7 protein-coding genes are annotated in these 12166 nt (G+C 73.6%); 5 read left to right on the forward strand and 2 right to left on the reverse strand.

Going from position 1 to position 12166, the window contains the following annotated elements; genetic code table 11:
- Positions 1–89 precede the first annotated feature (89 nt).
- The 3 genes from ACFY6S_RS23750 to moeZ all read left to right on the forward strand — a co-directional run bounded on the left by ACFY6S_RS23750 (position 90) and on the right by moeZ (position 3136).
- Entirely contained in the window at positions 90–1088 is a 999-nt protein-coding gene (locus tag ACFY6S_RS23750; protein WP_388815292.1) for an NAD-dependent epimerase/dehydratase family protein, read from the forward strand.
- Positions 1076–1885 carry a spherulation-specific family 4 protein gene (locus tag ACFY6S_RS23755; protein ID WP_388815290.1) on the forward strand — a complete coding sequence of 270 codons (810 nt, stop codon included), beginning with the start codon at positions 1076–1078 and terminating at the stop codon, positions 1883–1885. The genes ACFY6S_RS23750 and ACFY6S_RS23755 overlap by 13 nt, the downstream gene beginning before the upstream one ends.
- 72 nt (positions 1886–1957) lie before the next feature.
- Positions 1958–3136, forward strand: coding sequence for an adenylyltransferase/sulfurtransferase MoeZ (moeZ, locus tag ACFY6S_RS23760; protein WP_388815288.1), 1179 nt, complete (start codon positions 1958–1960; stop codon positions 3134–3136).
- A 116-nt stretch (positions 3137–3252) separates the two neighbouring features.
- Here the strand turns inward: moeZ and ACFY6S_RS23765 are convergent, their stop codons facing one another.
- On the reverse strand, positions 3253–4857 hold the full coding sequence (locus ACFY6S_RS23765; protein ID WP_388815286.1) for an alpha/beta hydrolase: 1605 nt from the start codon (positions 4855–4857) through the stop codon (positions 3253–3255).
- Between the two features lie 135 nt (positions 4858–4992).
- On the reverse strand, positions 4993–7824 hold the full coding sequence (locus tag ACFY6S_RS23770) for a lysylphosphatidylglycerol synthase domain-containing protein (RefSeq protein WP_388815284.1): 2832 nt from the start codon (positions 7822–7824) through the stop codon (positions 4993–4995).
- Positions 7825–8063: 239 nt separating this feature from the next.
- Here ACFY6S_RS23770 and ACFY6S_RS23775 point away from each other — a divergent pair, with 239 nt between their 5' ends.
- Together ACFY6S_RS23775 and ACFY6S_RS23780 are read left to right on the forward strand one after the other, a co-directional pair.
- A complete protein-coding gene (locus ACFY6S_RS23775) occupies positions 8064–8468 on the forward strand; it encodes an MGMT family protein (RefSeq protein WP_388815282.1) in 405 nt (134 codons plus the stop codon).
- Between the two features lie 404 nt (positions 8469–8872).
- On the forward strand, positions 8873–12109 hold the full coding sequence (locus ACFY6S_RS23780; RefSeq protein ID WP_388815280.1) for an ATP-dependent helicase: 3237 nt from the start codon (positions 8873–8875) through the stop codon (positions 12107–12109).
- Positions 12110–12166 lie beyond the last annotated feature (57 nt).

A 12166-nucleotide genomic window follows, 5' to 3' on the forward strand; every position in this document is an offset into this window, starting at 1 on the left:
ACATCCGCAAAGAAGGAGAGACCGGAGATGAGCCCGCACTACCCAGCACCGGCCGCGCAGGCGGCCCGTCGTCACCCAGGAGCCGCACGATGAGGGTCCTGCTGCTCGGCGCCAACGGATTCCTCGGCCGCTTCGTGGCCGACCGGCTGCTCGCCGACCCCGCCGTCCATCTCACCGCGCTCGGCCGGGGCGACGACGCCGATGTCCGGTTCGACCTGGCCGGCGGCAGCCCGGGGGCGCTCACCCGCTTCCTGGACGCCGTCCACCCCGGCGTCGTCATCAACTGCGCCGGCGCCACCCGGGGCGGCGCGCGCGAACTGACCCGTCACAACACGGTCGCCGTCGCCACCGTCTGCGAGGCGCTGCGCCGCAGCGGCTGCGGCGCCCGGCTCGTACAGCTCGGCTGCGCGTCCGAGTACGGACCCTCCCCGCAGGGCTCCTCGACGGCCGAGGACGCCGTACCGAGGCCCGGCGGCCCGTACGGGGTGAGCAAGCTCGCCGCCTCCGAACTCGTCCTGGGCTCCGGGCTCGACGCCCTGGTCCTGCGGGTCTTCTCGCCCGTCGGCCCCGGCACCCCCGCCGGTTCCCCGCTCGGCCGGCTCGCGGAGGCGATGCGCCGCGCCATGCAGTCGGGCGACGGCGAGCTGAAGCTCAGCGGGCTCGGTGTGCAGCGCGACTTCGTGGACGTACGCGACGTGGCGCGCGCCGTGCACGCCGCCTCGCTCTCCGCCGCCCAGGGCATCGTCAACATCGGCACCGGCCGCGCGGTCAGGCTCCGGGACGCGGCGGCCGTACTGGCCAGGGTCGCGGGCTACCCCGGCGCCCTGCACGAACTCGACGTGCCGCAGGGCGCCGGCGGCCACGGCGATCCGCGGCTGCTGCGCGCCGGCCACGCCACCATCGGCCACCCCAGGGCCGAACCGGTGGCCGAGCACCTGGGCGCCGGCCCCTCCCCGTACCCCGACGGCTGCGGCGCCTGGCAGCAGGCCGACGTACGCACCGCGCGCGACCGGCTCGGCTGGCGGCCCCGGATCAATCTGGAGGAGTCACTGGCCGATATCTGGATGGAGGCCGCGTGCCGTATCTGACCAGCGCGGGCGGCCGGCTCTCCGCCACGGAGGGGAGCCGGCTCGGCTTCGGCGTGCCGGGGTACGCGCACCCGCTGCTCGCCCCGGTCGAGTGGGCCGAACTGGCCCGCCCCGGGACACCGCTGCACTGGGCCGTCCTCAATGTCGCGGACGGCCCGGGCGAGCGGCCCGACCCGCACTGCCTGGCGGCGGCGGGCCGGCTCACCAACGCGGGCGCCAGAGTGCTCGGCCATCTCGACCTGGCGTACGGCGCCCGGCCCTTCGGCGAGATCGCCACCGACGCCGGACGCTTCCTCGACTGGTACCGCGTCGGCGGATTCTTCCTCGACCGCTGCCCGGCGGGCCGCGCGGAGCTGACCGGCGTGCGGCGGACGACGGCCGTCCTCGAAGCGATGCTGGACGACGGTCCCGGCGCCCCGGCCGGGCACGCGCACGAACGGCGGTACGACGGCGGGTACATCGTCCTGGGGGTCGGCAGGCATCCGTACCCCGGATACGCCGGGGCCGCCGACCAGCTGGTCACCTTCTCCGGACCGTGGACGGACTACCGCTGGTCACAGGCGGCTCCCTGGACGGCGGACTACCCGGCCGAGCGATTCGTCCATCTCGTCCACGGAATACCGCGCACCCATCTGGACGAGGCCGTGCGGATAGCCCGCTGGCAGGGCGCGGGCACGATCTTCTTCACCGACCGCACCGCGCACCACGACCGGACGGGCCGCGGCAGCCCCTTCGAGGCGCTGCCCGGCTACTGGGACGAGATCGTCTCGCGAGTCGGACCGGGTGTCTCGGAATGAGAAGGGCCGTGGCAGTGTTACAGGGAGAACATCCGTATTGAATGACCGACCAACCCCCTTGTTGAGGTCTCTGTGTCGTTGCCACCCCTGGTCGAGCCCGCTGCCGAGCTGACCGTCGACGAGGTCCGCAGGTACTCCCGTCATCTGATCATCCCGGACGTCGGGATGGAGGGTCAGAAGCGGCTGAAGAACGCCAAGGTGCTGTGCGTGGGGGCCGGGGGTCTCGGTTCCCCGGCGCTGATGTACCTGGCCGCGGCCGGTGTCGGCACGCTCGGCATCGTGGAGTTCGACGAGGTCGACGAGTCGAACCTCCAGCGGCAGATCATTCACAGCCAGGCCGACATCGGCCGGTCCAAGGCGGCGTCCGCACGGGACTCCGTCCTCGGGATCAACCCCTATGTGAACGTGATCCTTCACGAGGAGCGGCTTGAGGCCGAGAACGTGATGGACATCTTCTCGCAGTACGACCTGATCGTGGACGGCACGGACAACTTCGCCACCCGCTACCTGGTCAACGACGCCTGCGTGCTGCTGGACAAGCCGTACGTGTGGGGCTCGATCTACCGGTTCGACGGCCAGGCCAGCGTGTTCTGGTCCGAGCACGGCCCCTGCTACCGCTGCCTCTACCCGGAGCCCCCGCCCCCCGGCATGGTCCCCTCCTGCGCCGAGGGCGGCGTGCTGGGCGTGCTCTGCGCGTCCATCGGCTCCATCCAGGTCACCGAGGCGATCAAGCTCCTCGCGGGCATCGGCGACCCGCTGGTCGGCCGGCTGATGATCTACGACGCCCTGGAGATGCAGTACCGCCAGGTCAAGGTCCGCAAGGACCCCGACTGCGCGGTCTGCGGCCCGAACGCCACCGTCACCGAGCTGATCGACTACGAGGCGTTCTGCGGCGTCGTGTCCGAGGAGGCGCAGGAGGCGGCGGCCGGGTCGACGATCACTCCCAAGCAGCTCAAGGAGTGGATCGACGACGGCGAGAACATCGAGATCATCGATGTCCGGGAGCCGAACGAGTACGAGATCGTCTCGATCCCCGGCGCCAAGCTGATCCCGAAGAACGAGTTCCTGATGGGCACCGCCCTGGAGACGCTGCCGCAGGACAAGAAGATCGTCCTGCACTGCAAGACGGGCGTCCGCAGCGCGGAGGTCCTCGCGGTGCTGAAGTCGGCGGGCTTCTCCGACGCGGTGCACGTCGGCGGCGGAGTCATCGGCTGGGTGAACCAGATCGAGCCGAGCAAGCCCATCTACTGAGGCCGCTGAGGTCGCTGAGGTACGGCGGTGGGGGGGGGGGGGGGGGGGGGGGGGGGGCCCCCCCCCCCCCCCCCCCCCCCCCCCCCCCCCCCCGTACCCGGGGCGGATGTCCGGCGTCAGCGGCAGACCGTGCCGGCCGCCGGGACCTTGCCGTTCAGCAGATAGTCGTCGACCGCGGACCGGACGCACTTGTCGCCGCTGTCGTACGAGCCGTGGCCCTGGCCGTGGTAGGTGACCTCCACGCCGACGCCCTTGCCCAGCGCGTCGGACATCGCCTTGGCGCCCGCGTACGGGGTCGCCGGGTCGCCGGTGTTGCCGATGACCACGATCGGGGCCGAGCCGGGCGCGCTGACGTCCGGGTGGGTCCACTGCCCGGCCACCGGCCACTTGGAGCAGCCCATCAGCCCCCAGCCGAGGAAGTCGCCGAAGACCGGGGACGCCTTGCGGAAGCCGGGCAGCTTCGCCTTCGTCTGCGCCAGGGTGTAGCGCTCCTTGGAGTCGGCGCAGTTGACCGCCGCGTTGGCCGCCTGGAGGTTGCTGTACTTCCCGTACTGGTCACGGCCGTTCATCGCGTCGGACAGCGCGAGCAGCAGAGCGCCGTTGCCGCCGTCCGCCTCGTCGAGGCCCTGCTCCAGATACGGCCAGAACTCCTTCGAGTAGAGCGACTGGGCGATGCCGTTGGTCGCCTGGGTCTGTGTCAGCCGGCGGTTGCCGATCCCCGTGATGGGCCGCTTGCCGATCCGGTCGAGCAGCCCGGTGATGAAGGACTCGATCTCCTTCGGGGTGGTGCCCGGCAGCTTGCAGGCGCTGCCGCGCGCCACACAGTCCTTCTCGAAGTTGGTCAGGGCGAGCTGGAAGCCCTTCGCCTGGCCGAGCGAGCCCTGCTCGGAGTCCTGGGTGGGGTCGACCACGGCGTCGAAGACCGCGCGGCCGACGGACTTCGGATACAGATGCGCGTAGACGCCGCCCAGTTCGGTGCCGTACGAGATCCCGAAGTAGTGCAGCTTCTTGTCCCCGAGGACCGTGCGCATCAGCTCCATGTCGCGCGCGGCGTTGGCCGTGCCGACGTGCGGGAGCACCTTGCCGGAGTTCTTCTCGCAGGCCGCAGCGTAGCCCGCCAGCCCCTTCACGTAATTCCTCTGCTCGGCGGGGGTGGACGGCGAGGCGTCCCGCGCGTAGTACGCGTCGAGCTGCTTGTCGCTCTCGCACCGGACGCCGGCGCTGAGGCCGACGCCGCGCGGGTCGAAGCTGACCAGGTCGTAGCGGGAGCGGAGCTTCTCGTAGTCGCTCGCGAAGGACGGCAGGCCGGTGATGCCCGAGCCGCCGGGGCCGCCGAAGTTGAAGACGAGCGAGCCGATGCGCTGCTTCGTGTCACGCGCCCTGGCCCGGATGAGCGCCAGACCGATCGTGTCACCGTCCGGCTTGGTGTAGTCGAGGGGCGCCTTCATGGTGGCGCACTGCCACGGCGTGCCGCCGGGCAGCGGGGAGGGCGAGGGGCCGCCGCCCTCCGAGGTCGACGGCGCGGGACACGCCTTCCAGTCGAGCCGCTGGGACGTGAGGTCGCCGGGCAGGCCGGCGCTCCGGGACGATCCCGTGGGGGAGTTGCCTCCCCCCGAGTTCCCGCCGCGGGATGTCCCGCCGTCGGAGCATCCGGAGGCGGCCAGCAGAGCGGCGGCGGTGACGGCGAGAGCCGTGCCGCGCCGGGCGGAGAAGGTCGGCATGTCCTCATCGTGCGGGCAGACCGGACGGCCCGCGCGGGGCGGCGGGCCATGCGGGTGGACGCCGCTGCGGGCGGCGTCCGGCAGCGCTCCTCGGGTGGGGCGCGGCCGGGGCCCGGGCGCTGCGCCCGGCGGTGACTAGAGCGCTCCCTTACGGGTGAGGTGGGAGAAGCTCAGCCATCCCGGCAGCACCGGCAGCCACAGCGTCAGCAGCCGGTACAGCAGCACCGCCGGCGCGGCGACCTCCTTCGGCAGCCCGACCGCCAGCAGACCCAGTGTCAGCGCGCCCTCGACCGCGCCGACGCCGCCCGGGGTGGGCGCCGCCGAGCCCAGCGCGTTGCCCGCGAGGAAGACGACGGCGATACTCGCGTAACTCAACTGCTGATTGCCGTTGTCGAAGGCGCGGATCGAGGCGTCCAGACACATCACGAACACGCCCGTCAGCAGCAGCATCCCGCCGATGCCGGTGAGGAGCTTCATCGGCCGCTGGAGCACGTCCAGCAGGCGCGGCACCACCCCGGCGAACAGCGAGCGCAGCCGGGTCACCACGAACTTGCGCAGGAACGGGATGGCCGTCACCACCAGCACCAGCACGGCGACCGTCAGCAGCCCCGCGATCACGGTCCTGGACGGGGTGAGGGACGCGGTCTTCTCCGTACCCGTCAGATAGCCGAAGGACAGCAGCAGCAGGATGTGCGCGCCGAGCCCGAACAGCTGGGACGCGCCGACACTGGCGACGGCGAGTCCCGGCCGTACCCCGGCGCGCTGGAGGAAGCGCGTGTTCAGCGCCACACCGCCGACCGCGGCCGGTGCGACGATCTTGACGAAGGAGCCCGCGACCTGCGCCATGACCGTCCGCCGGAACGGCACCCGCTCGGGTACGAAGCCGAGCAGGCTCATCGCCGCCGCGACATAGCTCAGCGCGGAGAACGCCAGCGCGGCGAGCACCCAGCCCCAGTGCGCGTCACTGACGACCGTGCTGAAGTCCACCTGGGTGATCTGGGTCAGCAGGAAGTACGCGGCGACCGCCCCGGCGATGAAGCTGAGGAGCGTACGCGGCTTGATCCGTTCGAGCCGGACGGGTTCGACCGGTGCCTGCGGTCTGATCAGCAGCACCTGCTGGCGCATCTGGGAGAGCAGGTCCTCCTCGCGCGCCTCGTCCAGAGCCTCGTCTATGGCCCGCTTCTCCGCCTGCTTCTCCGCCCGCAGGGACTTCCGCGCCGCCTTGCGGTCGCCGTCGGCGGCGACCGTCTCCGCCACCTTGGCGCGCTTGTTCGTCTCGGACGCCTGGAGCACCGCGTCCCGTTCGCGCTGGGACCGCTCACGGGCCAGTCTGCGCAGCGTGGCGCGCGTGGAGCGGCTCAGCGCGATGGGCTGGAGCAGCGGCAGCGAGTCCGCGATGGCGTCGGGGCCGAGCACCCCGACGGCGGCGGCGACCGAGCGCTCCGCGCCCACCCGCAGCCCCATCGTGGTGAGCAGCTGGGCGGTGTCCATGCGCAGCACCAGATCGCCCGCCGCGATCTCGCCGCCGCGCAGCTCGGTGAGGATGACCTTGCCCGTACGGTCCACGACCAGGGCGTCACCGGTGAGCCTGCGGTGGGCGATGCGCCGCGACTGGAGCGCCTTGACCTGGCGCCAGGCGCCGCGCAGCAACTCGTCGGTGATCTCCGCGTCGGGCAGCGAGTCCAGCGAGCGGGCCCCCAGGTGCTCGTAGACCAGCATGACGGCGTCGGGGCCCAGCTCGGAGGTGGCGATCAGCTTGGGCGCGTTGGCCCCGGCGGCGATGGCCGCGTACGCGAGCAGCGCCTCCTGTTCGAGCGCCTGGCGCAGGGAGGGGATGGATCTGCGGGTGGTGATGGAACGCAGTGTCAGCTGCCGCCAGACCCGGTAGAAGAAGCCCTGCGCCTGCTGCTCGCGGTCGACGACGGTCACATCGAGCGGTGGCCCTTCCTCCAGGGTGACCAGATAGCGGCGGCCCCGGTCGCCCTGCTCGCTGGCGTCGGCGACATCCTCGGCGCGCATCGCGCTGACGGGACGGAAACCGACATGGCGCAGACCCGCCATCAGGTTCTGTCCGGTCGGCCGGACGTTGGGCGAGCCGACCGCGTAGAGCGTGCCGTAGGCCACGGTCCAGCCGATCAGGACCGTCAGCATGATCGAGAACGGTGTGGTGTAGCCGGCGACCAGCATCGCGAAGGCGTCCAGCAGCAGCACCACCCACAGGACCACCCGCCAGCGGGGTCTGCGGGCCATCCCCACGGCCGTCATGTACGCGATGACGGGGGCGAGATAGCCGTGCACGGGGTCGGTGATCCCGCTGCCGCCGAGCTGCGGCCGGGTCAGCGCCGCCTCGATGGACTCGGGGGCGGCCTGGGCGACCCACAGGTCGGTCGCGAGCGTCACACCGTGGGCCAGTACGGCGGCGAGCACACCGTCGGCGATACGCAGACCGTCGCGTTTGATCAGCCGCTCGATCGCGAACGCGACCGGCACGAGCAGGACGGCGATGCTGGAGACCAGCCCGGCCAGCTTGACGATCAGGTCGGGGGCCTGGCCGGTGCCCTTGCTGATGTCGTTCTCCAGCCCGGTGGTGGTGCCGTGGGCGAAGGCGGAGAGACCCAGCAGGAGGGCGATGGCGAGGACGCCGACCAGCAGGCGCAGCAGATCGGAGGGGCGGTGGACGCGGGCGGCGAGCAGCGGCTCGTCCCCGGAGACGCGGTCGGCGCGGGTCGCGCTCCCGTCGTCGTGCCCGTCCTTGTCCCCGGCCCTGTCCCCGTCCTTGTCCCCGTCCTTGGGAGGCGCTGCGCCGAACGTCTCCCGCGGGGCGTCGTCAGCGGCCGCGCGAGGGGCCGGACGGGGCGGATCGGGGGGTGCTTCTCCGGCCGGATCCGAGGCATCCCGTCCGGCCTTCGGCCCGGTGTCCGGACGCGACGGGGCACCGGAGGTGCCGTCCGCCTCGGAAGGCTGCACGGCCGGTCCCTCCGCCGAATCGGTCTCTTCTTGATCTCGTATCACCTGTCACCGCCCGGATGATGGTGGCACGAGCGGATGACAGACGGGGGCATCAGGGTGCATTGCGGGGGCATCGGGCGCGCGGGACGCGGCCCTTCGCGACCGTACGCACCGGGGGTGACGGCCCGTACGCGCCGGAACACGGTGAGCGGACCGCGCCCGGCCCGCTGTCGGTGGAGTGCGGCAGGATGGGGCGGATGAGGAACCACGATGCCGGGGACGCGACGGATACCGGGGCGGCCGGGGAGCCGGGGGCCGGCGCGCTGCCCGAGTACGCGGAACGAGTGCTCGACGTCGCCGAGCTGATCCCGCCCGGAAGAGTGATGACGTACGGCGACGTCGCGGAGTGGCTCGGCGACGGCGGCCCCCGCCAGGTGGGCCGGGCCATGGCGCTCTACGGCGGCGCCGTGCCCTGGTGGCGCGTGGTCCGCTCCGACGGCGTGCTGCTCGCGGGACACGAGCTGCGGGCCCTGGACCACTACCGCGAGGAGGGCACGCCGCTGCGCGAGGCCGCGCGTACGGCGGAGGGACACCTGCCGCGCCTGGACATGAGGAGGGCGCGGTGGGACGGCGCGGGCAGCGGCGATGTGGCTCACACATGACAGCTTCCGCCATCCGGCCGTCCGGCGGGAGCCGCCGGACGCGGCGGACGGCCCGTACGGCTGACGCGCCGGTCCGGCCGGGCGGCCTCCCGGTGGCGGGCGGTGCGCGTCCCGCCCGTCCGACGGCGTAGCGTCGTCGGCACGCGCCCGGACCGGACCCGGCCGCCCGCCGCGCCCCGCCGGCGCACCGAGCACCGCGGGCGCCGCCGCCGGGACACGGACATCCGTCCCGTGCCCGGGCACCGTCACCACCAGCACCTCTTCCAGGACCGGCGATCCACGTGAGCTTCCCTTCATCCACCGGGCCTTCCACCGGCTCTCCGCCCGGGACCGTCCCCGGGCCCGTCCCCCGGCGCGCCCCGCACCGGCGGGCGGGGCAGCGGCCGCCGGGCGCGTACCGACTGGTGCGTACCCCGCCGGTCGCGGTGGCGCCTCCTGTGCTGGACGCGGCGCAGCGCCGTGTGGTTGAGCACGGCGCCGGACCGATGCTGGTGCTGGCCGGGCCGGGCACGGGCAAGACGACGACGCTGGTGGAGTCGGTCGCCCGGCGGGTCGCCCGGGGCACCGACCCCGAACGGATCCTCGTCCTGACCTTCAGCCGCAAGGCGGCGGTGGAGCTGCGCGACCGGATGGCGGTCCGGCTCGGCGGCGCGCGCACCCCGCAGGCGACCACCTTCCACTCCTTCTGCTACGCCCTGATCCGCGCCCACCAGGAGGCCGAGCTGTTCAGCGAACCGCTGCGGCTGCTCTCCGGCCCCGAACAGGACGTGGCCGTACGCGATCTCCTCGCGGGCCAGCTCCAGCTGGAGCGCGAGGGGCACCAGCGGGTGCGCTGGCCGGACGAACTCCGGGCCTGCCTGACCACGCGCGGCTTCGCCGACGAGGTACGGGCCGTCCTCGCCCGCAGCCGCGAGCTGGGGCTCGGTCCCGACGCCCTGGCGGCGTTCGCCCGGCGCACCGGACGGCCCGACTGGGGCGCCGCCGCCGCCTTCCTCGCCGAGTACCTGGACGTCCTGGACATGCAGGGGGTGCTGGACTACGCGGAGCTGGTGCACCGGGCGGTGCTGCTCGCCGAGCGCCCGGAGGTCGCCGCGCGGGTCGTCGCCCGATACGACGCGGTGTTCGTCGACGAGTACCAGGACACCGACCCGGCGCAGGTCAGGCTGTTGCGCGCGGTGGCGGGCCGGGGCCGCACCCTGGTCGCCTTCGGCGACCCCGACCAGTCCATCTACGCCTTCCGGGGCGCGGATGTGAACGGCATCCTCGACTTCCCCGACGCCTTCCCGCGCCCCGACGGCCGCCCGGCGCCGGTGGAGGTGCTCACCACCTCCCGCCGCTCGGGCGACCGGCTGCTGGCCGCGACCCGGCTGCTGACCCGCCGGATGCCACTGACCCGGCTCCCCGCCGAGAAGGTGCGCACGCATCGCGAACCGGCGGCGGTACGGGAGGGCGGCCGGGTCGAGACGTACACCTTCCCCACCCCGTCGGCCGAGCTGGACAACATCGCCGACATCCTGCGCCGCGCCCATCTGGAGGACGGGGTGCCGTGGCAGGACATGGCGGTGCTGGTGCGGGCCGGAGGCCGCACCATCCCCTCGATCCGCCGCGCCCTGACCTCGGCGGGCGTTCCGCTGGAGGTGGACGGCGACGACGTTCCGCTGCGCCACGAACCGGCGGTGGCGCCGCTGCTGACAGCGTTGCGGGCGGTCGCCACGGCGGCGCTGCGGGCTCCGGCGCGGTCCACCGGTCCCGCGACGGGCGAGGGCGCCTGGCTGGACGTCGAGACCGCTCTCACCCTGCTCGCCTCGCCCCTCGGCGGAATGGACACGGCCGATCTGCGGCGGCTCGGCCGGGCGCTGCGGGACGAGGAGCGGGCCGGCGGGGTCGCGGTGCCCGCGCCGTCCGACGTGCTGCTCGCACAGGCCGTCGCGGAGCCGGAGCGGCTGGTGGCGCACGACCCCGCGTACGCCAGGGGCGCGCAACGGCTCGGCGCGCTGCTGCGCAAGGCCCGCGAGCTGCTGGCGGGCGGCGGCACGGCGGAGGAGGCGCTGTGGGAGCTGTGGCAGGGCACCACCTGGCCCGGCCGACTCGAACGCTCCGCCCTGCGCGGCGGCGCCGGGGGCCGCAACGCCGACCGCGACCTCGACGCGGTGTGCGCGCTCTTCGACGCGGCGGCCCGCGCCGAACGGCGCACCGGGGGCCGGGGCGCGCTCAACTTCCTGCTGGAGCTGGACGCGCAGGACATCGCCGCCGACACCCTCACCCGCCGCGCCGTACGCCCGGACGCCGTACGGCTGATGACGGCGCACCGCTCCAAAGGTCTCGAATGGCGGCTGGTCGTCGTCGCGGGCGTACAGGAGGGGCTCTGGCCCGACCTGCGGCGGCGCGGCTCCCTGCTGGAGGCGGATCGGATCGGCCGGGACGGGCTGGCCGAGCCCCTCTCGCCCGGCGCCCTCCTTACAGAGGAGCGGCGGCTGTTCTACGTCGCCGCCACCCGCGCCCGCGACCGGCTCGTCGTCACGGCCGTCAAGGCGCCCGCCGACGACGGCGACCAGCCCTCCCGCTTCCTGCCGGAACTGGGCGTCGAGCCCCGGGACATCACCGCCCGCCCCCGCCGCCCGCTCGCCGTCGCCCCGCTGGTCGCGGAGTTGCGTGCCACCACCGTCGACCCGGCCGCCACCCCGGCGCTGCGGGACGCGGCGGCCCGGCGTCTCGCCCGGCTCGCGGCTCTCGCCGACGACGAGGGCCAGGTGCTCGTCCCCGCCGCGCACCCGGACCGCTGGTGGGGCATGTACGAGCCGACGCGGGCGCCGGAACCGCTGCGCGACCGGGACCGGCCCGTCGCGCTCTCGGGCAGTGCCCTGGAGCAACTGGCCCACACCTGTGCGCTCCAGTGGTTCCTGGGGCGCGAGGTGAAGGCGGACGCGCCCGCCACGGCCGCCCAGGGGTTCGGCAACGTCGTCCATGTCCTGGCCGACGAGGTCGCCTCCGGCCGTACCCCCGCCGACCTCGACGTCCTCATGACCCGGCTGGACTCCGTGTGGGACGCGCTCGCCTTCGACGCGCCCTGGAAGTCGCAGCAGGAGAAGGAGCACGCGCGCGTGGCGCTCGAACGCTTCCTGCGCTGGCACGTCATGGACCGGGGCGGCCGCACCCCGGCCGCCACCGAGCACGGCTTCGACGTCACCCTCGAAGCGGGCCCGTACGAAGTACGGATCCGCGGCTCCATGGACCGGGTCGAACGGGACGCGGAGGGCCACGCCTACGTGGTCGACTTCAAGACCGGCAAGCAGGCCCCCACCAAGGACGAGGTGGCCCGCCACCCCCAGCTCGCCGTCTACCAGCTGGCCGTGGCCGAGGGCGCCCTGGACGACGTCTTCGACGGCCGCCGCCCGCCGTCGGCCGGTGCCGAGCTGGTCCAGCTGCGCCAGCCCGCCCCCAGGAAGGAGGGCGGCGAGGAACTCCCCAGGGTCCAGGCCCAGGAACCGCTCACCGGCGAGTGGGTCGGCGAGCTGCTCACCACGGCGGCCGGCCGCGTCCTGGACGAGCGCTTCACCCCCTCCACGGGCCAGCACTGCGCGCACTGCGCGTTCCGCGCGTCGTGCAGCGCGCAGCCGGAGGGGCAGCAGGTCGTGGAATGAGACACCCGTCACGAGGCGGCAGCCGCCTCGTGACGGTCACCTCGTGACGGTCGCCGG

The organism is Streptomyces sp. NPDC012835 (assembly GCF_042900885.1).
Lineage (GTDB): Bacteria > Actinomycetota > Actinomycetes > Streptomycetales > Streptomycetaceae > Streptomyces.